Raw genomic sequence first — 22,461 nt, forward strand, 5'->3', positions numbered from 1 at the left:
CGCTGCTTCAGCCACTGCAGCGCTGCGGCGCCGGCGAGTCAAGCGGGAGAGTAGGTCCGCGGCGTGGCGAATCCGTAATTCGGGCCTAAGTGAAAACCCTGATCTCTTCCGCCTTTCAACCGTTTGAGGGGCAGGGTCGTCACGATGCCGGTACGGGTTTGGTGGTACCCAAACGATCCAATATGGCTGGGACCGCCAACGTAAATGACCTCGTCGTAGCCGATGACCGGCCTGCGCAGTACGTTGGCGATTTCCTGTGCGGCGCCGCTGGATCCACCCTCGCACGCCAACAACACAAGTGGCCGGTGAGCCTCGTATTCGGCCAGACGGGGCGCGATTTCCCGTTTTGCGACATTGGCAGCCGGCTCGAAGATCCCCTTGGCGTTCATCAGGTAGCCTTCTGGCGTGCCGTGTGTTTCAAAGCCCTTTAAATCACTCTCTCCCCAGAGTGCTTTATGAAACGTCACATCATGTTCGCCGCGGGTTTTTTCAAAGAGTACATCAGCGCTGGACTCTCGACGCACTGGCACCGAAGGGCTGCCGGGTTTGCGCCCTCCGATCCTGGCGACCGATCCGGCGAGGCCGCTCAGCGCGCCAGCCGCCAGCCCTGTCCCAAACGAAACCCAGCCCAACACGTTGCCGACGCTCTCATCCGCGCCGGTGGCCTGGCTTATCAGCCCTGCAACCCCTGTGGCGACGGACGCGACGTCCAGGGCGCCCGCGCCGATGATCATCGCTGCACTCGGCGTCAGGGCGGCCCACCCGGCATAACCGAATGAGGCGATGACCGTGGACGCCGCTCCAAAGCTGGCGACCGCTGCAGCGATACCAATCGCCAGACCTGCCCCTGCCAAGAGGTAATTCACCCAGCTGTGGCCATCAGGGTCGATCCGATTCACCGGATCCCCTGCACAATAAGCGTAAGGGTTGATTCCGCCCTTGCCGAAAGGGCTCTCACTGTCTGGACTCAGAAAGCACATCAGTACCGGATCGTATGGACGATAGTCCCCCAGAATCTGTATGCCGGTCAGCGGTTCGTGGCGCTGGCCTGCGTAGCCGAATGGCACCGCTTGCGTATTTCGGGACTCCATACCGTAAGCGCTGTAGCGGTGTGTTCGCACGGTGCTACGGGACTCCAGGCGCACACTTCCCTGTCCATCTGCTCCCAGCAGCGTGGTTTCGTGGAGGGCCGCAGTGACTTTACTGACGGCAAACAGGCCCGTTTCACCGGAGTTGAATTGCAGGCTGACGTCGCCCGTCATTTCGTGGGTCAGTTCTTCGCCGCTGTAAAAGCTGCGGCTCAGCGTGCCGTCGACCGTGCGATCGACCAGACGGCCGTGAGCCGTGTAGCCGTACTGGCAGGATCGGCCATCCTGGTGGATTTCAATCAGGCGATCCTGGGCGTTCCAGACCATGCGACGTCCCAGGTTGTCACTGACGACGCGCCCGCAGTCGTCATAGTTGAGCTTCACTTCCCTGGGCCATGACGGGTGGGTGTGGGTGATCAGCGCCAGTTGAACCGGGTTGTGGGTGGCGTAAGTGAAGCGGGCCTCATCGACGCTGGTGTCGGCATAGGTGGTCACCACCTTTTCATGACCGTTGAGCGAATTGTAAGTGAAGGCCTGGCTGACGATGGGATTGCCGAAAGGGTCTTCCGGGGCGCCGTCGGCGTCTGCGGCAAAGCCGACCAGGCGGCCCCTGATGTCGTACTCGAAGGTTTCCTTAAGGGTCCGGGAGTCTTCGGTCCAGGTGCGCGAGGTGATCTGGTCCAGCGCCGAATAGCTCAATGTCTGAGTGGAGGTGTGCGACTGGCCGTCGGGCGTCACGGCGGTGAAGGTACGCGTGTGCTCGCGTCCCAGACTGTCGTACGTCAGTGCGGTGGTCAGTTTTCCCGCGTCGAGCTGATCCTTGACGGAGATTTCAGCGAGGCGGGAAAGGGCGTCGTAGCGATAGCGGGTAACGAGATGACCGACCCGTGTTTCCGAAACCCGGCCATGGCTGTCGAAACTGCGCCGATGTGCCGTGCCCATCGCGTCATCGAAGCCTTGAAGCAAACCGTTCAGCGAATAATGCCAGCGGGTCCCATGACGGGCATCTCCAACGGTCCACGTGTCCCGATCGGGCTGCCCGGACGGGGTAAAACCGAAGGACTCGGAACCCAGCGCACCGCTTGCCGAGGCGGGCATGCCCAAAGGGTGATAGGCGATGGTCTGCGCTGGCTGGTCGTGAGGGGTGACACTGAGCAAACGGTTGTTCAATTCCGGCTCGTAGGTGAATTCGACGCGCTTGCCGTCAGCCAGGGTGTTGGCCGTCGGCGGAAGTTGTCCTTTCCCGTAATGAAAGCGCGTGAGACAGCCCGCTGCTTCCACCGAAAGCTGACGACCCAGGCCGTCGAAGGTCTGACGACCAATGATGAGAGTAGCGGTCATGGTTCCAATCCCTCGAGATAATGACAGACAAGCCTGTCCACGATTCAAACTGCGACTACTGTGCCGTCAGGGTGATAAATATTGGATTTCGCCGCCTTGTAAGTGGTCTTCAATGCTTTGAAAGGGTTGCCCGTCGCACGCATCCGCTCCAGGTAGGAGGTGGCTTGGGTGGGTATATTTGCCGCGTTCGGGTTCAATTGGAGATTGGCGAAGCCTTTGACGAACACCTTCCCAGTGAATCCTTGAACGGGGCGACCCAGCTCCCTGGCAATCTCCAGCGCAGCACCGTTCTTCCCGCCCCAGCACGACAGCAACACGAAGGTGTCATCAGCCCCAGTGCCAAGCGCTTGGAGTCGGGGGGCTATGACATCTCTTGCGACGTCGGCTGCTCGCATTGTTTTACCGTCAGGCCCCATCAGCAGCGCACGTTTCAGATCTCCGTGCGTCAGGAGGGCGGCACGGTTGCTGCCCAGATAGGTATCGATGAAACCGACGTCCACTCCTCTGGATGTGTGTTGCGCAAGCAACTCTCCACTGCCAAGACGACCAGGTTTGGGTAAGGTCCAGCCCTGCTTGATGTCCATTGCCTTGAGCCTGCTCCCTGCATTTTTCAGCGTAAACAGTTTCAGGCCGATTCCTGCCCCGGCAATGCTGGCGACCATGGAAACGCCGCCTAAAATGCCGGATGCGGCGCCGTCAGCGCCGGTCGCTTCCAGGGCCAGGCTGGCAACGCCCGTCGCCATGCCGACGATGTCCAGCGCCACACCGACAAGTCCCGCTATTTGCCCGGTCGTCAGCAGGGCTGCCCCGGAACTGATCAACGCACCTGCCACGGGCAAGGCAGCGATTACCGCGGGAATCATCACGACAAGCCCCAATGCCAGCCCGGCGCCGGCAATGGCGTAGTTCACCCAGCTATGGCCGTCAGGGTCCACACGATTGACCGGATCCCCGCCACACCATGCGTATGGATTGATGCCGCCCGGCCCGAACGGACTGTCGGTGTCAGGTGCGAGAAAGCACATCAGTATCGGGTCATAAGGTCGATTGCCGCCCGGAATGCAAAGGCCAGACAAGGGTTCGAGCTGCTCGCCCGTATAGCCGAATGCAAGGTCGCCAACGTCTGATGCCTGGGCGCCGTGGGCGGTGTAGCGCCGTGTGCGCACTGTGCTGCCGGCCTCAATGCGCAGGCTGCCTTGTGCGTCGGTGCCAAGCAGGAGGGTCTGGCGGATGCCTCCTGTCACTTTGTTCACGGCAAACAACGCGCTCAGGTCGGAGATCAGTTCGATGCTGTCTTTGCCGCAACATTGATGGGTGAGTTGATCGGCGCTGTAGAAATCCCGGGTCAGGACGCCGTCCACTTCACGGTCAGTGAGTTGCCCGCTGGGGTCGTAGCGGTACTTGCAGGTGCCTGATGGTGATCGGACTTCAGTCAGTCGTCCCTGGGCGTTCCAGTGCAGGTGGCGGCCAAGGCTGTCGTTGATCACGCGACCACATGCGTCATAACCCAGCGTGACCTCTGCTGGCCAGGCCGGATGGGTGTGGGTGACTTTAACCGGACGGGTAGGGTCGTCGACGGCATAGGTGAAACGGGCTTCGTCGCAGCTCCCGTCAGCGTAGGTGCTCACCACCTTCTCATGGCCGTTATAGGCATTGAAGGTGAACACCTGCTCGACGATGAGGTTGCCGTAGGGATCTGGTGCCGCCGCGTGCTCATCCGCGAGGTAACGCACCAGTCTGTCGCGCACATCGTATTCGAAGCGCTCCTCGCTGCACGCTGCGCCTTCGGCCCAGGTTCGAGAAGCAATCTGGTCCAGTCCTGTGTAAGCAAGGGTCTGGGTGATCGTTCGAACGTCGGTTTTTTCCTCCTCGCCCGTTTGCGTGATCGTGAAGGTGCGCGTGTGCTCACGTCCAACGGCGTCGTAGGTAATCGCGGTGGTCAGGACTCTGCCGCTTTCCGGGACACTCACACTGACGGTCGCCGGTCGAGACAGGGCGTCATAGGTATAGGTGGTGTCCACCTCGCCAACGCGGGTAGCGCTCACTCGACCAGACGAATCGAACTGGCGCCGATGAGCAATACCCTTGGCATCGTGAAAGCCTTGCAGCAGGCCGCTGAACGAGTAGCGCCATGCGGTGGTGTGGGTCTGCCCGTCGACAGTCCAGCCGTCTTTGGTCGCCTGGCCTCCCGGGCTGAATGCAAAGGCCTGGCTGCCCAGTTCACCGGCGATCGTCGAAGGGTGCCCGAATTGTGCATGCCGGGTTATTTCCGTCGGGGCCTCTCCATCGGCTTCGACCTTGAGCAATTGATTGTTAAGGTCCTTCTCATAAGTGAATCGGACCTCCTTGCCGTCGGCGAGCCTGGTCGAGGAGGGCGGTAGCTGCCCAACGCGGTATTGAAAGCGGGAGGTATGGCCTCCGACACTGACTGACAGCTGACGACCCAGGCCGTCGAAGGTCTGACGACCGATTATCGTGGAGTTGTTCATGTTTTCGATCCTTCGAAATGTCCCATCCATTGGGTAACCTGCGATTTGCTGCAGGCTTCCCGTCCATGACTGCGGGGGCTCGGACGCCGTGCTCAAGGCGCCCGGGTGACGAGGGGCGCGGTGACGGCGACGGTTTCGGGGTGGTTGTCATCGCTGTGAGCGGCGAAGGTCCAGTTCACGACCGTGTCGTCAGCCAGCCGCTGCTCGACGATGCGCCCGTATGCGTCCAGCTCGACGCACGTCACGCGATCTGCCTCGCCAGGTACCCGGAGGGTTGTTCGGGTAATACGGTCCAGTCCGTCCCGCTGCCATTCCCTGGTCCGAATCAACACACCGTCGGCGTCGTGCAGCTGTTCCTTGATCGCGCTGCCAGCCGCATTGTGCTGCGTGAGCGTACTTGGCCCCTTGAGTGAGCCATTCTGTTGCCAGCTGTTGGCAGTGAGGCTCACCGGATTGTGCTCGGTATGACTTTCGACACCATCGGGGGTAATGCTCAGGCTTGCCTGGCCCCAGTCATCGTAGTGCGTCCGGGTCGTCAGTCCGAGTGCGGTCACGGTCGCCGGATCCTCGGGATCGCGCAGCCAGTCCTGTTGCGTTTCGCTGACCGTGCGGCCTTCGGCGTCGAACACACAGCAGGCAATCTCGCGGAATACATCAGGGGCGTGGTCGATGTCTTCGAGCTCAACGCGGACAGTGCGGCCCTCGCCATCGAGCCATTGGCGGCGACGCTGACCCGTCGAATGACGATGCTCGATCATCACCGGATTCTCGTTCCCGGTCCTGCAATCGTGTGCTTTCTGATCGTTCACATGGTAGGTGGAAGTGCGCCGGGCTTCGTAGCGGCTGTCATCGGCGGTCACCGCAAGCGTCACGCGACCGAGCGCATCGTAGACGTAACGCGAGACGACGCCAGCCTGATTCCGTTCCCGTGTAAGCCTTCCCGTAAGGAGCGATCGGGCGCCGCTTTGAGTCGCGCGCGCAAGCTCGGTGTTCTCGAAACCCGTGAGGGTGGTGTGCGTACTCAGCTCGTCCTCGCTCAGCTCATAGCGGAAGCTCGTGGTGGTGGCTTTGCCATTGAGTGTCGTGACTTTGCTGTCGAGGCGCCCATAGTGCGGTCCCGGTTCAGTCACGTAGGTCTGAGTGGTGGTTTCCAGCAGGCGACCATGGCTCTCTTCCCGAACGGTCTCGCTGTTCACCACGACAAACGCGGGTCCGCCTTCAAGCTTTGAGGCCAGCGCTTCGTAGGTGTAGGTGGTGGAGATGACGGGCGCGCCGCCGTAAGTGCCGTCATCGAGGCGCGCAGGTTTGATGGTCTTCTTCCTCAGATGCCGAACCATGCCCAGTGCGTTGGGCGGACAACCGGTGCCATCGGCCGAAGCGGGGGTACCTTCGGCAGGGTAATACTCGCTGTGCTCTTCTACACCGGCGGGCGATCGGGTGAATATGAGGTTGCCCGACACGTCGTAGCGATAGTCGGTTTGCTCGCTGCGTTGCAGACCTGCGCGACTAGGGTCGATGTAGGTGACGGTCTGCTGATGCGGCAGCTGGTACCACGCGGGCTGGCCGTCCCAGTCGGCCTCGGGGTCAAGGCCGAAAGTGGTTTCGATGCGGCTCTCGGCGCTGCCCCGGCGTGTTACTTCGCGGGTCATTAAGTGGAAGCGGTTCCACGTCCGGGTGAGGGTCGCAAGTGTGTCACCGTTGGGGTCGGCCAGGGTTTCAACCACTTCGTACTCGTAACCCTGGTCGACCTGATAGAGGTTGTCGCGGCCTTGCTGCCAGTCGAATGCCTGTTCGCTGCCGAATCCCAGGAAGTTATGGGCGCCGGACCATTCGTAGGAGCGGGTGAGCGCGGTAGCGTCCGTTCCCGCTGAATGAGTCCACTCCAGAACCCGTGGCAATACCTCGAAGGGTGCACCGGGCGGCAGACGATGGCCTTCTTCGCCGGTGGCCCAGATCACTGAATCGGTCGCGCCCAACGGGCTGGAAAGGCGGATTGGCAGCAGAAGGTGGTTCTGGGTGTCGAGGGCATGATGGTCGTAGGCGATGGAGAAGGGCGTCTCGATTCCAGGCAGGTAGATGTCACTCAGTTTGTCGTTGGCCAGTTGCAGACGCACCGTCTCGTCCTCGCGTCCCGGTACCGAGAGTACGACTTCGGCGCCGTCGGCCTTCACCTCGAGCAGAACCCGGGTCTCATCGCGGATCGTTTCAAGGATGAAGTCGTCATTGCCATGAGGCGCCCATTCGACGAATACGCGATTGCCCTCCGGGCTGCGCAGCTCGGTAGTCAGGTAGCGCGCGCTGTCGTGCTGTCGGGTGAGTATTTCGGTCTGACCGTTTTTCTGATCCACGCGGAACATATCTTCATGCTCGCACGTCACCACCATGGATTTGAGTTTGGCGTCGAACAGCTTTAGCTCAGTGCCCGGCGTGAAAGTGGTGTCGTCCAGGTCGACGGCGAACTGTTCACCCGTCGACAGGCGCAACGACGGCGCATCCTGATGCAGATCGAGTTCGCTCAAGTCCAGCGACCAGCCCAGTCCGAACCCTTTGTTGCGAGTTGAGCCGAGTACACCGAACGTGAGGGTGGGCGTGAGAGCGGGGCCGGCCAGATTGTTGGCCGGCAATAGAGGCAGTTTGATAGCGACAGTGAATTGTCCGGTGCGGGCATCGACGCCGGTCTTTATACAGTCCATGAAGTTGCTGGCTTGGGTATGAATGCTGGACATGCGAATTCTCTTTAGTGGTAGGCCAATGAGTAGAACGCGCGTCATACGGGGGCCATATGACACGCGCGCGCAAGTTCGACTTACATGTCATGCATGATGAAATCTATCTCGTTGCCCGAATTCTTTTGGGTCATTTCAATGCCGTGCCAATTACCATATTGGTCAAACACTATCCAGCGCTTAGGACCGTACGCCGGGGCGTCGGGCGCCAAACCGGCAGGACCGATCAGCTCCATGCGTAAAAAGCTCATCGCCCCGGGACGACTGTTTATTGCGACGGAAACATTTTGATAGCTGAAGTCTCGTGCAGCTCCAGGTTTGAATCCATAGTGAAACTGGGTTTCGTTGTAGTGGATGCCGGAGAGTGAAAAAAGCGGGTCGGCGCTTTTCCAGTCTTCGTAATAGTAAGTGCTCTGGTCGCCATCCAGCGGAACGGCGTGGACAACCCGCAACGTCCGCTCGGCAAACTGCAAGTAATAGACGTCGATGTCTACGGCGGTCTTCTCGTTGTCGGTGGAGCCTTCGAAAGCATGAACTCGCTCCAGCGTAAAGTCGGTGCGTCTGCGGCGCGGGGAGCTGACGGTCTCCAGTTCTACATGCGAGTTGAAACGTGACGTGCTGGTAGCGTACTGAACCCCCTCTTCTTTCATGATTGCTGCATAAATCTTGTAACGTTCGCCACCATGGGCCAGTGTGGAGATATAGAAATCCCGACTCCGCGCTGCGGATTCAAGCAGATTGTGAGGCGCAAAACCCGACGCGGCGTAGTATTCAAACTGTGTATTCTTTTTGAGCGATACCCTGAAAAAATCTTCCGGCTCGGCGTTATTGTTATTCGCCCATTCTGAACGCCCGGCATCTTGGCCGAAGCCACCGCCCAGATCGCGATAGTCGCTGCCGTCCTTTATCAGGAAGATCCAGATGCTATCCATCTGTTGATTGGTAATTTCCTGGCCTTTGATCGGTGTCAGGCTGACCGTGACTTTGACTTGCTGATTGCCATTGTTGTAAAGCTTGTTTGAGTTGGACGTGACGTCAATCTTGAATTTGCTCAGCCATTTGGCGTCATCTTTGAATTCGATTCGCATGGGTAACCTTCCGTGGTTGTTGAGTGCGGGCTGAGGTTACGCGTTTGAGCCGTCCGAATTGGCATAAATATATATTGGGTGCGTCACGAGGTTTAACGTGATGTTTCATGGGAAAGCCGCGTCCGAATCGGACACTGTCCCGCCGAGCGGTACCAGATCCCTTACACTCAAATGGCAGTATCTTCGCGTCGGACGACGGGCGCGTTGGCGAAACGCGCCGTTTCCTCTACATTGGCACTCTTCCCGGATGATCGAAGCGTTCGCTGAACATCTTCGGCCAGCGGCGCGAAGCAGGCCCCTGTGGCCGGACAGGACGAAACCCTACACGATGACCACCCAGCCTCTTTTAGACGGATCTATCCAGCGCTTGCGGCTAAAGCGTTTTGGCCTGGCAACCGGCACCTACGTGTTACTGATCGTGCTCGTCATGGTTGCGTATTGCACCGGCTACTACCACGCGACTTTTTTTGGCGTCTGGCTCGCCAGCGTCTCTGTTCTTCTGATGCAGGGCGCGCTGAGCCTGGTCTTCTTCGGCGGCTACAACCAGCGTTTCAAGGATCCCAGCCTGACCGAGTTTCAAGTGCTCATGGGGCTCGGCTGGCAGACGTTCGTGCTCGCCCATATGGATTCGGCCAGAGGCACCTTTCTGGTGTTCTATGTGCTGGTGTTGCTGTTCGGTCTCTTTCACTTGAGGCCCAAAGTCTTCCTTCGCTGCTCAGTGCTCGCCTTGCTGGGCTTCATAGGGCTGAACCTGTGGGATGCCGCGCACGGCCAACTCGACGATCCGGGCCTCGCCGCGCTGCAGACCTGCGCGCTGTTCATCATCTTTTCCTGGCTGTGCCTGTTCGCACGCTTTGTCCAGAACTCGCGCAACCGCATGCACCAGCGTCGAATCACTCTGCAGGCGCATCAGGAAACCTTGCGCGGCATGATGTTGCAGCTCGAAGAGCTGGCGTCCACCGACGAACTCACCAACCTCTACAACCGCCGCCACTTCCTGCGCATCGCGACCCGCGAACTCGAACTTATGAACGGTAACTACACCGCAGGCCTGGCGCTGATTGACCTTGACCACTTCAAGCGGGTCAACGATCTTCATGGTCATGCCGCAGGCGACAGGGTGCTGCAGGTCTTCGGCAAAACCGCCGCTCAGTGCCTGCGGGCCGATGACATTCTGGCCCGCTACGGCGGTGAAGAGTTCGTGTTGCTGATTCCGCGCTGTACCCGCGCTCAACTGGTCGACTGCTGCGAGCGCATCCGCCTGGCCTTTACCCACGTCACGCTGCCGGAATTTCCAGAGCTGGATCTGAGCTTGTCGATCGGCATGGTCATCATTGAGCGCGGTGACCGCATGGACCGGGCTTTACAGCGTGCCGATCAGTCGCTGTATCGCGCCAAGCACCAAGGCCGCAACCGCTGCCACGGCGCCTGGGATTACGCCGATGCCTGAGTTGCGTGTCGGCGACCGGAGATGGTCGGTCACACCCGGGACCAATTTGCTCGACGCCTTGAACGACGCCGGGATGTCCGTCCCCTACAGCTGCCGTGCCGGCAGTTGCCATGCCTGCATGGTGCGCTGCGTCATTGGTGAGCCGCTGGATGCAGCACCTGAGGCGCTTGACTCGGCGAGGCGCGGCCAGGGCTGGCGGCTGTCGTGCCAGTGTCAGGTAGCCGGCGATCTGGCGGTGGAAGTCTTCGACCCGCTGCGCGATGGCCTGCCAGCAACCGTCGTCGGTGCTGACTGGCTGAGTCCGTCGGTGCTGCGCTTGCGACTGAACCCTGAACGCCCGTTGCGCTATCGCGTCGGCCAGCATCTGTTGCTGTGGACCGAGAATGGCGTAGCGCGGCCTTACTCGTTGGCGAGCGTGCCAGGGGACGATCCCTTTTTGGAGTTTCATATCGATTGCCTGCGTTCCGGCGCTTTCGCTGATGTGGCGCGCACACTGAAAAACGGTGATCCGATCCGCCTCGGCGAACTGCAGGGCGGCGCGCTGCGTTACGACCCCGACTGGCAGGACCGGCCATTATTGCTGCTGGCGGCGGGTACCGGATTAGCGCCGTTGTGGGGAGTGCTGCGCGAAGCGTTGCGGCAGGATCATCAGGGCGACATCCGCGTGCTGCATCTGGCGCGCGATGCGCAGGAGCATTATCTGACGGGCCCATTGAGCGAGCTGGCGGCCCGGCACTCAAATCTTTCCGTGGAGTCGATCGAAGGGTCGGGCTTTGCGGCTGTACTGGGCGAATTGCGCGTGACATCCCGCCAGACCATCGCGCTGGTGTGCGGATCACCCACCAGCGTCGAGGCGTTTTCGAAGCGGCTGTTTATCACGGGGTTGCCCCGTGGTCAGGTGCTCTCTGACGAGTTTGTCGAGAGAGGCTGAAGTCCGCCAACCCTTTGCCGGCTCCTCACACCATTCGCTCAGGCGAGAATACGCGTGACGAAGCTGCCGCCGGCTACCAGAATCCTTTCATCGACGGCTTTTACGTCATACGGAGTTGAAGACTCGGGTATGCCGGGGTAGTCGAGGCGTACCCAGCCTGAATCGGTCCCGAACGCGCGATCGAGAGAGCCATCCGTGTTGTAGCGCGCGACAATGAGGTAGCGGGGGTTAGACGTATGTCCCGCTGCGACGAGTTTGTCTCCGTCGTACGCTGCACTGAGCCACTGGAACAGATCGGGGACTGGCTCGGGGTTAAACGACGCATCAATTCTACCGTCCTTATCAAGACCAATAAGCGCTGCATTGTCACCAGCACCCCGACCGCAAATGATCAGGTTCCCCTCGGTCGTTTCAATGCAGCCGTTCACACGAAAACCGGCATAGTTCTGCAGTGGAAGTTCTACGAAACCGCTTCCGCCATTTCCAAACCCAACATCCAGTGCCCCCGTATCGGTGTACCTGACCAAAAACGGATGGAAGTCGCCGGATTCACTTCTATGCTCGCCGACGGCCAAGACCTTTCCCGACGCCAAGACTAATAACGCACCCAGTGAGCTGGACCCCAGCGCCTCAGGGTAATGCACGTAGCCCACCTCATTGAAAGAAGTGTCAAGTTGGCCGGTGTCATCAATCCGGTAAATAACCGTTCTTTTCTCGACGGAGTACCACCAACCGACGATGAGCTTGCCAGAGGGTGTTAATCCGGTTCGCATGGGTGACGGGCGTGAATAAAGTTGGCCTTCAACATCCGGCAGAGGCTCGTTATCCGGAAGTCGGTCATTGCTCAGGGCGTCAGGATAAGAGAGCTGCAAGATGCCGCCTTGTCCATAGTCCGGGTCCAGAATGCCGTCTCGTGAGTATCGGGTTGCACAGGGAATAATCGAGCCACTTAGGGTCGTGGTGGTCACCACAATTAACGTCTTGTCCTGTTCGACCTCGAATGCGCCGATTGCCACCGATCTCTGTTGCGCCATGACCTGATCCTGAATAACGCCGTTTTTGCCGAAGCTGGCGTCAACGGTGCCATTGTTCAACAACCGCGTTACAAGAAACTTCCCTTCCTCAGTACTTGAAGAGCCCGCAGCCAACGGCCTAGTCCCAGGCGCCCAAGTCAAATTGCCTGCATATCCCATGGAAGCCGGTAAGTTGGCCAGTCCATCGGTACCGAAGTCCGGATCCGGCCCACCACTGACAAATGCGTCCTTGTTCATTTGATCTCCCCTTCCGATGGCGTTTTGCAAACTTGACTGTAGGCCTGTGCCTGTGCCGAATCTACTGGCATAAATGACAGTCGAAAGCGCCTGTCTGAACTGACTCTTGCTCAGACAGACTATGATGGTCGGCCTGCTTATACCCCACGGCAGTCAGGTAAGTGACAGAGGCAATAAAAAGCCCCGCACTCTCACGAGGCGGGGCTTTTTGGTGTTGCGGTGCCGCTTAAACCATTGGGTCGCCGACGTGCAGGATCTTCATGCCGTTGGTGCCGCCGATGGTGTGGTAGCTGTCGCCCTTTGTCAGGATGACCCAGTCGCCTTGCTCAACCAGACCGCGCTTGACCAGTTCGTCCACAGCCGACTGGCTGACCTGACCTGGCGGCAATGCCGCCGGGTCGAACGGAATGGTGTAAACGCCACGGAACATCGCCGCGCGCGCCTGGGTGCCGCGGTGCGGGGAGAACGCGTAGATCGGTACCGAGGAACGAATCCGCGACATGATCAGCGGGGTGTAGCCGCTTTCGGTCAGCGCGATGATCGCTTTCACGCCAGGGAAGTGGTTGGCGGTGTACATGGCGGCCAGCGCGATGCTTTCGTCACAACGGGTGAAGGAGTGACCGACGCGGTGGCTGGAGGTCTTGCCGGTCGGATGACGTTCAGCGCCGACGCAGATGCGCGCCATTGCCTCAACGGCTTCAACAGGATAAGAGCCAGCGGCACTTTCAGCGGACAGCATCACGGCGTCGGTGTAGTCGAGCACGGCGTTGGCCACGTCGGACACTTCAGCGCGGGTTGGCATCGGGCTGGAAATCATCGATTCCATCATCTGCGTAGCAACGATCACCGCCTTGTTATGGCGACGTGCGTGCAGAATGATTTTCTTCTGGACGCCCACCAGCTCGGCGTCGCCGATTTCCACGCCCAGGTCGCCACGGGCAACCATGACCGCGTCACTGGCGCGGATCAGCGCATCGAGGGTGTCGTCGTCGGCAACGGCTTCGGCGCGTTCGATCTTCGCCACCAGCCAGGCCGTGCCGCCGGACTCGTCACGCAGCTTGCGCGCGTATTCCATGTCGGCCGCATCACGCGGGAAGGAAACGGCCAGGTAATCCAGGTCCATTTCTGCAGCGAGCTTGATGTCCTGCTTGTCTTTCTCGGTCAGCGCCGGAGCTGTGAGGCCGCCGCCGCGACGGTTGATGCCTTTGTGATCCGACAGCGGGCCGCCGATGGTCACGGTGCAATGCAGTGCATCGGCGGTTTGCGTGTCGACGCGCATGACCACGCGCCCATCGTCCAGCAGCAGCTCATCACCGACGCCGCAGTCCTTGACCAGGTCGGGGTAGTCGATACCGACGATGTCCTGGTTGCCGTCGGTCAGAGGATGGCTGGTGGAAAAGATGAACTTGTCACCTACCTTCAGCTCGATCTTCTTGTTGACGAATTTGGCGATGCGGATTTTCGGGCCTTGAAGGTCACCCAGCAACGCGACGAACCGACCGTTCTTGGCGGCGATGTCGCGGATCAGCTTCGCGCGAGCTTTGTGCTCGTCGGGCGTGCCGTGGGAGAAGTTCAGGCGGGCGACGTCCAGGCCAGCGAGAATCAGCTTCTCGATGACTTCTGGCGAATTACTGGCAGGGCCCAGTGTGGCTACGATTTTGGTGCGGCGAACGGTCATGCACAAACTCCTTAAATGAAGCGCAGCGAGAGGCTACTACTGTATTGCTCTGTAGTCATTGTTCCTTTGCACTACCTGCCCCCCTGATCGCTGGGCAATCGGCAGGTCGGCGGCAGTTGAATCGGACTTGAAGAAATCCAGGAATACGCCGATACAAGGGCTGAGCACAGGAGACTCTCATGCGAATCGTGATGATATTAGTGGCGCTGCTTGCCTTGGGTGGCTGCACCCGTTGGGCAATGAACAGCCATTTGAACAATGCCAACCGCGCCTACGCCCAGGGCGACTGTGACGCGGTGATGTACAACTTGTCGAAAGTCGATCGGGAAAGCCGTTCGCGTCGCTACGTACAGCCTGAAGTGTCGATGTTGCGTGGCCAGTGCCTGGAGCGCCAGAAGTTCTACATGGATGCGGTCCAGACCTACCAGTACATCATCACCCAGTTCCCCGAAAGCGAGTATGCATTCCGCGCCAAGGCCCGTCTGGACACGCTGCATCAGCTTGGCCATGACAACCTGGCTCCGCCCGCCACACCGCGAGCTGCTTCACGCTAGTTACACCCGAGTGGATACACGGTCACGTCTCCGGGTGGATATTGGGGAAAGCTGAGCTAGGCTACGATGGGTAGGGACCTAAGTGTTTTGACGAAGGCGGCAGCGCCACTGATCCGAAAGCGAGGCGAACAGGCGTGGATAAGCCTGATCGGTCGCGTGGATGAGTGACTTTTGCCAGTGCTGAATGAGTCAGATGTCGTCATGGGTTTTTCCAATGATGGATTCTGGCGTCACGGGTCTGGCAGTTCCGTGCGACCGAGTCCCAAAGCACTAGCGCGGCCATGCTCAATGGTCATCTCAGGGCGAGTGTCCGAATGCTTAATGAAAGACGAATAGAACGTCACCAACTGCCTTATTACCTGCAAGTGTTCAACCGGTACACCGATAAACCCCTGGGTTGCCTGGGTAACGTGTCCGAACAAGGCCTGATGCTGATCAGTGATCTGCCCATTCTGGTGGGGGCTGATTTTCAGCTGCGCCTGAAAGTGCCTGACGGCAAGAACGGCCTTTACCACATCGATATCGACGCCAGCTGCCTGTGGTGTCAGGAAGACGAAACACCGCGCGTGTTCGATTCCGGCTTCCGCCTGCAAGCGGCACCGGCGGAGTACTTCGTGCTCATTCAGGCCTTGCAGCGCTACTTTAGCTTCTACCCTCTGGAAGCCTCCGCCTGAAGGCAGGCGCCTACAGCGCGCCAGCCTTTTTCCAGCTCATGTATCGGCTCACCAACTCCGGCCCCAGCTCACTGGGGCGCACATCCAGCACCGGGATTCCATGGGCGGTCAAACGCTCATGCAGCCCGTTGCGTGCGTTGAGCAGGTCCACCGTCCCGCAGTAGTCCACGGCCTGTTGCCAGGTCTGCACGGGTGTTTGACGAAGATCGTCAAGCACAGCCTCGCGCAAACTGGCGATGAGCACGCGATGATGTCGACTCAGCTGTTTGACCGCTTCGAGTAATTGCTCGTCATCCTCGTCTCGCAGGTTGGTGATCAGCACCACCAATGCCCGGCGCTTCTGCCGCACGAGGATGTTTCGCATCGCCACCGCGTAATCGGCGGGACGCTGGGTTGCGTTGACGTTGTAGAGATGGTTCAACAGCACGTTCAGTTGGCTGGCGCCTTTGGCGGGTGGCAAATGCCGATCCTGTTCGCCCGCGAAGGTTGAAAGACCGACCGCGTCGCCCTGGCGCAAAGCCACATAGCTCAGCAGCAAGCAGGCATTCAACCCATGGTCGAAGTGCGTCAGGTCGCCGTCCTGGCTGCGCATGCGTCGGCCACAGTCAAGCATGAACAGGATTTGCTGGTCGCGCTCATCCTGATATTCCCGCGCAATGGGCGCGCGATGCCGGGCCGTGGCTTTCCAGTCGATCTGACGCAGGCTGTCGCCTTCACGAAATTCACGCAGTTGATGAAATTCCAGGCCCAGCCCCCGGCGTGGCTGCTGGCGAATGCCGATCTGCCTGAGCCAGTTCTCGACGCCCAGCAGTTGCCCGTTCTGCAACCGGGCGAAATCCGGGTAGACCCGGACGATGTCATGGTTGGGCACATAACGCCGGGATGCCCACAGGCGCAACGGGCTGCGCATGAGGATCTCGGTGCGTTCGAAGGTGAAATCCCCGCGACTGGCCGGGCGCAGCCGATAGGTCAGCTGGGCCGTGCGTTGCGGGCGCAGCACGAGGTCCTGGGGCAGATTTTCGGTTTCGTAGCGAGCGTCCGGCTCTGAGGGGCCATGATCAAATAGAGTCATGTGCAGCGCACGGGGTGAATCGTGTTCCAGCTCGACCCGCACCTCGCTCCAGCGTCCCATTCCCAGGCTGCCGGCCAGATGCCGCCTGGCGCGAGGGGAGGGCAGGCGCCATAGCCACACCGCATCCAGCCCGGCTGCGGCAATCATCATCCACAGCAGGGTCCAGAAAAGGCCATCCAGCCGCGCGACGGGCCCTCGCCCCAATGCCTGCAGAATGCCGAGCAGCACCGACACGCCGAGCAGAACGGCCAGCCACCAGAGCATTCGGGTCGACGGCTTGAGCAGTTGTTTCATCGACGGGGCGCCGCCACCTGATCGAGCAATTGCTTGAGCACGTGATCCACGGACAACCCTTCGATGTCCAGCTCCGGCGCAAGCCTCACGCGATGACGCAGCACCGCCAGCGCGCAGCCTTTGACATCGTCAGGGACGACGAACTCGCCGCCACGCAACAGCGCACGAGCCCGGGCTCCCCGGATCAGCGCGATGGACGCCCGCGGCCCTGCGCCGAGTGTCAGGCCCGGCCACGTACGAGTCGCGCGAGCAAGCCGCACGGCGTAGTCAAGCACCTGTTCATCCACCGGCAGATCGCTGGCGATGCGTTGCAGCGCCAGCACATCTTTCGCCTGCATCAAGGTGCGAAGGGGCTGGATGTCGAGCATGTCGGAGCGCGTCGAACGGGTGACCTGGCGGACCATTTCCAGCTCCTGCTCGGCATGGGGATAATCCATACGCACCTTGAGCATGAAGCGGTCCAGCTCGGCTTCGGGCAGCGGGTAAGTGCCTTCCTGCTCGATCGGGTTCTGTGTCGCGAGCACCATGAAGGGTTGCGGCACGGGCAGGGCTCGGCCCTCCAGTGTGACCTGACGTTCCTGCATCGCCTCAAGCAGCGCGGCCTGAGTCTTGGCCGGTGCGCGGTTGATCTCGTCCGCGAGCAGCAGATGGGTAAACAGTGGCCCCTTGCGCAGCTTGAACTGCTCGCTCTGCATGTCGTACACGGCATGGCCGGTGACATCGCTGGGCATCAGGTCGGGGGTGAACTGAATGCGCGCGAACTCGCCGCCGAAACACCGGGCCAGCGCCCGCACCAGCAGCGTCTTGCCCAGCCCGGGCACACCTTCGAGCAACACATGGCCACCGCCGATCAGTGCGGTCAGCACATCATCGATCACCGCGTCCTGGCCGATGACGGCTTTTTGCAGCTCGTGCCGCACCGCCTGCGCCAGATGAATCGCGCGCTGGCGCTGTTGCGCCTGATGGCTGCCCGAAGCGGTGGCCGGCTCGCTCTGCGTGTGCTCCACGGCGGTGGATTCAAGGGTGGGAAGATGTTGGGCCGCGTGGCCTGGCTCGCTCGGTTGATCGCTCATAAGGCATTCCTGATGGTTTGCAGGTACGCAACCTGACGGGTGAATTCGCTGCTGGACAGGCGCTGCTCCGGCCGCGGACGCAATGCCTGGCCGATGCTGCTGGTGGAGTGACGCGTCATGCGCGCCAGCGTTTGCCACTGGTCGGTGACGGCCAGGGTTTCAAAGCCGGGATGCCGTTGCCGGGCGCGGCGCAGAATGTCCTGCTGCAAGGCGCGCAGCGCGGCGTGCTGGCCTTCCCGGCGGAGCATGAAGTCGGCGCTCGCGCGCAGGTGTTCGTTGAGCTGACGGCGGCCGCGCGCCAGTATTGGGAGCATTGGGCCATGGCGCATGCCGGCATGCCACAGCGTTGCGATGAGGCACAGCGTCAGGGCGAGCAGGGCCTGGGGGAAGTATTTCCAGAGCAGGCCGAACAGGTTGTCATGCTCAGTGCGCAGCACCATCGTGACGGCGCTGTCCTGGCTCAGGTACCAGAGCAGCCAGGCATTATCGTATTCGCCGATGGCGTGGGTTTTCCAGAGATCCGCATCGGTGACGACGGTGATCAATCCGGCGCCGTACACCATTTGCAGCAGGTGCGTGGCGTCAGCGCTGTTGGCCCATGACTGTGCATGATCCTCGGGGTCATCCAGATGGAAGGCCGGGTCGAAACTCATGTAGGCGGGGTCGTTTTCGTTTTGCACGAACAGCCGCGTCAACTCCGGCCACGGCGTTTCGGGGCCTTGGGTGTCCGGCGTGCTTAGCGGGATGACCGGCTTGAGTTGTTCGCGCTGCCGTTCGCGGTCCTGCTCTTGCAGATCCAGCGTGAGGAATTGATGAATCTGCAACTGATCCAGCAACAGGTCGCCGCTGGTCCCCTTGGCCGGGTCCCACAACTGCTCGGCAACAAACAGAAGGCGCCCGCCTGACCGGGCCCAGGCCAGCAAGCGTTTGACCTCGGACGGCGTCATATTTTCGCGGAAATCCAGGAGCATGAGGGTTTGCGGCTGGTCCTGGATGTCAGGGAGAGCGGCGAGGGTTTCGACCGTTTTCACCTCAATGTTTCGTTGACGCAGGAACGTCTGAGCGGCGAGGTAAGGGTTGGCCAGAGCCTCGGGAGAAGGGCCCTGGTCGACGGTTTCCTGATAACGCTCGAGGCGCTTGAGCACGGGAACACTGGCGATGACGATGCTCAACAGCGTCAATGCGGTGACCAGCCCGATGATCCAGCGCCGGCTCATGCGCCTGCACCCTGCGCGAACAACTTCCGCCAGCCTGAACACAGCGTCTGTCGTGCCTGATCCGGCGGCAGCCGATGCCCGTAGGCGAGATTCTGCCAGTGGCGCGTCAGCTCATGGCTGAAGTCATCGAGGGGTGGCTGCTTGAGCTCGGCGATGCGCGCCAGTATCTGGCCTTCGGTGTCCGCGCTTTTCAGCGGGAGCTGGTAATCGGTCAACAGGCGGCTCAGCAGTGCGCGGTAAAGCAGGCTCAATGCCTCCCGCGGTGACTGCTGCCACAGCCTTTCCGCCGCATCGGCGACATCCGTCGGCAGGGTTTCAGCGCGGACCTGTAAGCCAAAGAGCTGGTGAGGGATGTCTTGGGGTGCAGTTGCCTTGGGTGGGCTTTTACCCACGAAGGTGGCGAACCAGGCCCGATAACGCCAGATCACCCACGCAACCGTGATGCCAAGCAGCGTCCATAGCAGCGCCCCGAAAACAGCCGACAGGGTTTTGCCCGTATTAAGCAGGCCGACGACCAGCCGCGCCAGCCAGTTCGGTGTCTTGGCTGGCTCGGCATCGTGCTTGGGCTGAGCGATGCGCCACCCGGACACCGGCTTGGGGTTCTTGAATGGCGGTTGTTCAAGCACAGCATGGATGGCGTTCTGTGACGCCTGGCTGGTCAGCGGTTGATTAAGCAGGCGAGGTGAATCGGGCGGTGCCACGTCTTCATCGGTCTGTGGGTTGTCCAGTGGTGGCAGCGGGCAGCTGTTGCCCGATTCGCTGGGAATTTCCTCCGGCATCGACTGAATTGACGCCGACGCTGCCATAACCGAAGAAGGCAGCAACGTCAGCGCGAAGAAACCGCCCAGTAGCAGCGCCAGTGCGCTCCCCAGAACACGCTGACGCAAGTTGCGGAATCCCAGTTCGATGTCCCACGCCTCCAATGCAGTTCGGCGGTTCAGATACAGCGCAAACCCGCACGACACATAGACCGGGCCCCAGACGATCAGGACCAACGCGTAAAACACGTTAGTCAAATGTTCCAGCCAGTTCCACTCGCCCTCGATGTCCAGCAGGCTGCGCCATGACCAGTCGGCTTCGATCTGCGGCGGAATCATGGCGTAGAACAGCACCATCAGGCCGATCCAGAAGGTCATTTCAAGCGTGCTGCCCAGCGCGGTCAGAAGACGCGCCGCCCGGGAATCCTTCTGGCCGAGCACGGCAATCCGCTGGGCACGCGGCAACCCGTCGAGCCCCTCGAGTTGCTGCACCGGCTGGTAGAAGCTGCGGCTGAGGCTCAGACGCCGCCAGGTCAGGCTCGCTATCAACTGCGGTTTGAGTGCGGACGGAAAACTTTTCAGCGCCTGCCTGAGCGAAGGTGCCGAGCCGAACAGCGCCTGGGACAGAATCAGCAGCGGCAACCGTTCGTAGGCTGGCTTCAGCCACCAGAACACGAGGACTGCCACCGACGGGTAATCCCACAGCAGCAGGGTCAGTAATGCGAAGACCGGCAAGGTGACGATGGCCCAACTGGTCATCAGCAAAGCGCGATGCCGCTGCGCCAGGAGAACGCCCAGGTCGATGGCCTCCCAGGACGTACGTGGGCGTATGACAACGCTGGCGTCAGTCAGGCGCATGGGGCGTGCGTCCGGCAAGGGTCAGGTAGGCGCCGACCAGCAACCATAAAGAAGCACCCACCAGATACTTGGCCGTCGCTGCCGGCCAGCTCATCGACGACCAGTACGCTTCAATGAACGCAGCGATGAGCAGAAACATCATGACCCCGCCAATCAGTCGCACGCTTATCTGGGCAGCGCGGCGAAGCGCTTCGCCCCGGCGCAGTCGACCGGGAGCCACCAGCGCCCATCCGAGTTTGAGCCCCGCCGCACCCGCCAGCATGATGCCGGTCAGCTCAAAGGCGCTGTGTCCGACCACGAACGGCCAGAAGGTTACGCCCATGCCCGCGTCGGTGAGATGGCCTGCAACCGCGCCAATCATCAGCCCGTTGAAGAACAGAAAAAACAGACTGCCGACGCCAAAGAGCAGGCCGCTGGCGAAGGTCTGGAAAGCAATGCCGACGTTGTGCATGACGTAGTAACCGAACATCAGCCAGTCAGTGCTCGATGCGCGCTCGGCCGTCTGCCCGATGCGCCGTGCGGCGGGCTCGTACATCGCGTGCATTTCAGCGACATCGGCCGGGCTGACGACGCTGTACACCAGGTCCGGATAGCCATAGACCAGCAGCGCCATGAGCGTGAGGCTGCCAAAAAACAGCAGGCCGGCGAGGGCGACCCATCGCCATTCGGCACGCACCAGCCGCGGAAAGTCCGCCAGCACAAAGCTCAGCAACTGCGCAGTGAACTGGCTTCGGTGGCGATACAGCTGCTGGTGGCCGCGCATTGCAAGCTGTTGCAGTTGCTCGACCAGATGACTGGCGTACCCACGGTCAATCGCCAGCGCAAGGTGCTGGCAGATCTGACGGTATTCGCGGCTGAAGCCTGCGCCGGATTCGCTTTTACGGCGGCTCCCTTCCAGCGCTTCAAGGCGCGTTGAAAAACGCTGCCAGCGTTCTGCATGACGTTGTTCGAACAGGCTCTGCTTCATGATGAACCCGCCAGGCTGCGGGCAATGCCATTCAATTGCTGGACCGGGTAGTGCGGATCTGGCGAGGTAGACAGCTGCAACGGCTGCGTGACGATGGCGGCAAGCTCCTGAGCCCTCGCCGGAGAAAGTGTTGCTTGTCGCTCGGCAAAGGCTTGTACGGCGCGCTGCTCCGCCAGCAAGAGGGGCAGCGGCGGATTTATCGCCGTGACCTCAGCCAGTGCCGGCCTTTGTGGGGGCAAGTCCCTATAGATGACCAGTGTGCCGGCCGCGAGATCACCCAGGCGTTTGAACAGCGGGTGCTGCAGACAGGTGAACGCGCCGACGCAGTAGCCGAAGGGCAGCATGTCGACAAAACGCAGCAGATTGCGCAGTACCGAGGCTGACCAGCCAATGGGCGTGCCGTCATCATGAATGACCCGCAGCCCCATGATCTGTTTCCCCGGCGTGCGTCCTTGGTGCAGCACCTCGAAGAGGACCATATAGCCCCAGGTCCCGAGAAACAGCGCGAGCATAAACAGTCCGGTGCCGAAGTCCCCCAGTGTTCCCAGCACAAAAAACAGCGCACCCAGCAATACGCCACGAATCATCAGGTCGATGCCGAACGCAATTGAGCGGGACAGTAAACCGGCGGGGCGCAGGATGAGGTCTATGCCCTCGGGGGTTTCCATGCGTACACGAGTGTCCAGCAGGGCAAGCGGTGCAGCAAATCCTGGCTCTGCATGGGAAAGGGACATAAGGAAAGGTACGCCGGTGAAAGAGGTTTGATGCTAGCCACGCCTGAGTGGGTAAGCAACAGGATGATTCTGGACAATGTGTGGGAAGGGTCCTGTTACAACTTGCTGCCCCTCGACTGCCGCCACTTTCGCACAAACTGTGTCGCAGTATCCCAGGCTGTGGGGTGTATTCGCTGAGGCCAGACGCGCAAAGGCATC

Annotated in this window: 16 protein-coding genes; 4 read left to right on the forward strand and 12 right to left on the reverse strand. The window is 60.7% G+C overall.

Annotated elements, in window-relative coordinates; genetic code table 11:
- Window positions 1-38 precede the first annotated feature (38 nt).
- From ACYAR8_RS04570 to ACYAR8_RS04585, 4 genes are all read right to left on the reverse strand, one after another.
- The gene (locus tag ACYAR8_RS04570; protein ID WP_463579196.1) at window positions 39-2,429 is read right to left on the reverse strand and encodes an RHS repeat-associated core domain-containing protein; all 2,391 of its coding nucleotides are present in this window, start codon (window positions 2,427-2,429) and stop codon (window positions 39-41) included.
- Between the two features lie 44 nt (window positions 2,430-2,473).
- On the reverse strand, window positions 2,474-4,918 hold the full coding sequence (locus ACYAR8_RS04575) for an RHS repeat domain-containing protein (protein ID WP_463579197.1): 2,445 nt from the start codon (window positions 4,916-4,918) through the stop codon (window positions 2,474-2,476).
- Between the two features lie 92 nt (window positions 4,919-5,010).
- The gene (locus tag ACYAR8_RS04580; protein WP_463579198.1) at window positions 5,011-7,644 is read right to left on the reverse strand and encodes an RHS repeat domain-containing protein; all 2,634 of its coding nucleotides are present in this window, start codon (window positions 7,642-7,644) and stop codon (window positions 5,011-5,013) included.
- An 80-nt stretch (window positions 7,645-7,724) separates the two neighbouring features.
- A complete protein-coding gene (locus ACYAR8_RS04585) occupies window positions 7,725-8,732 on the reverse strand; it encodes a hypothetical protein (protein WP_463579199.1) in 1,008 nt (335 codons plus the stop codon).
- A 328-nt stretch (window positions 8,733-9,060) separates the two neighbouring features.
- On the opposite strand from ACYAR8_RS04585, the gene ACYAR8_RS04590 reads away from it, so the two are divergent.
- Together ACYAR8_RS04590 and ACYAR8_RS04595 are read left to right on the forward strand one after the other, a co-directional pair.
- On the forward strand, window positions 9,061-10,182 hold the full coding sequence (locus ACYAR8_RS04590) for a GGDEF domain-containing protein (protein ID WP_108120756.1): 1,122 nt from the start codon (window positions 9,061-9,063) through the stop codon (window positions 10,180-10,182).
- Window positions 10,175-11,113: an iron-sulfur-binding ferredoxin reductase gene (locus ACYAR8_RS04595; protein WP_463579200.1), complete on the forward strand. Its 939-nt coding sequence runs from the start codon at window positions 10,175-10,177 to the stop codon at window positions 11,111-11,113. Before ACYAR8_RS04590 ends, ACYAR8_RS04595 begins: the two co-directional genes overlap by 8 nt.
- 38 nt (window positions 11,114-11,151) lie before the next feature.
- On the opposite strand, the gene ACYAR8_RS04600 is transcribed toward ACYAR8_RS04595, so the two are convergent.
- Window positions 11,152-12,384, reverse strand: a complete 1,233-nt coding sequence (locus ACYAR8_RS04600) for an NHL repeat-containing protein (protein WP_463579201.1) — start codon at window positions 12,382-12,384, stop codon at window positions 11,152-11,154.
- A gap of 226 nt (window positions 12,385-12,610) precedes the next feature.
- Window positions 12,611-14,062: a pyruvate kinase gene (gene pyk, locus ACYAR8_RS04605; RefSeq protein ID WP_065992245.1), complete on the reverse strand. Its 1,452-nt coding sequence runs from the start codon at window positions 14,060-14,062 to the stop codon at window positions 12,611-12,613.
- A 179-nt stretch (window positions 14,063-14,241) separates the two neighbouring features.
- On the opposite strand from pyk, the gene ACYAR8_RS04610 reads away from it, so the two are divergent.
- Both ACYAR8_RS04610 and ACYAR8_RS04615 read left to right on the forward strand, forming a co-directional pair.
- The gene (locus tag ACYAR8_RS04610; RefSeq protein WP_074884629.1) at window positions 14,242-14,616 is read left to right on the forward strand and encodes a tetratricopeptide repeat protein; all 375 of its coding nucleotides are present in this window, start codon (window positions 14,242-14,244) and stop codon (window positions 14,614-14,616) included.
- Between the two features lie 314 nt (window positions 14,617-14,930).
- Window positions 14,931-15,290, forward strand: coding sequence for a PilZ domain-containing protein (locus ACYAR8_RS04615; protein WP_074884632.1), 360 nt, complete (start codon window positions 14,931-14,933; stop codon window positions 15,288-15,290).
- Between the two features lie 10 nt (window positions 15,291-15,300).
- Here ACYAR8_RS04615 and ACYAR8_RS04620 read toward each other — a convergent pair whose 3' ends face one another.
- The 6 genes from ACYAR8_RS04620 to ACYAR8_RS04645 are packed head-to-tail and all read right to left on the reverse strand — an operon-like array spanning window position 15,301 to window position 22,263.
- Window positions 15,301-16,656 carry a DUF58 domain-containing protein gene (locus ACYAR8_RS04620; RefSeq protein WP_074884634.1) on the reverse strand — a complete coding sequence of 452 codons (1,356 nt, stop codon included), beginning with the start codon at window positions 16,654-16,656 and terminating at the stop codon, window positions 15,301-15,303.
- Window positions 16,653-17,729: an AAA family ATPase gene (locus ACYAR8_RS04625; protein WP_463579202.1), complete on the reverse strand. Its 1,077-nt coding sequence runs from the start codon at window positions 17,727-17,729 to the stop codon at window positions 16,653-16,655. Before ACYAR8_RS04625 ends, ACYAR8_RS04620 begins: the two co-directional genes overlap by 4 nt.
- Window positions 17,726-18,946, reverse strand: coding sequence for a DUF4350 domain-containing protein (locus ACYAR8_RS04630; protein ID WP_463579203.1), 1,221 nt, complete (start codon window positions 18,944-18,946; stop codon window positions 17,726-17,728). Before ACYAR8_RS04630 ends, ACYAR8_RS04625 begins: the two co-directional genes overlap by 4 nt.
- Window positions 18,943-20,562, reverse strand: coding sequence for a DUF4129 domain-containing protein (locus tag ACYAR8_RS04635; protein WP_463579204.1), 1,620 nt, complete (start codon window positions 20,560-20,562; stop codon window positions 18,943-18,945). Before ACYAR8_RS04635 ends, ACYAR8_RS04630 begins: the two co-directional genes overlap by 4 nt.
- Window positions 20,549-21,529 carry a stage II sporulation protein M gene (locus ACYAR8_RS04640; RefSeq protein WP_463579205.1) on the reverse strand — a complete coding sequence of 327 codons (981 nt, stop codon included), beginning with the start codon at window positions 21,527-21,529 and terminating at the stop codon, window positions 20,549-20,551. Before ACYAR8_RS04640 ends, ACYAR8_RS04635 begins: the two co-directional genes overlap by 14 nt.
- On the reverse strand, window positions 21,526-22,263 hold the full coding sequence (locus tag ACYAR8_RS04645; protein WP_463579206.1) for an RDD family protein: 738 nt from the start codon (window positions 22,261-22,263) through the stop codon (window positions 21,526-21,528). Before ACYAR8_RS04645 ends, ACYAR8_RS04640 begins: the two co-directional genes overlap by 4 nt.
- Window positions 22,264-22,461 lie beyond the last annotated feature (198 nt).

The organism is Pseudomonas sp. HP_01, assembly GCF_055284355.1.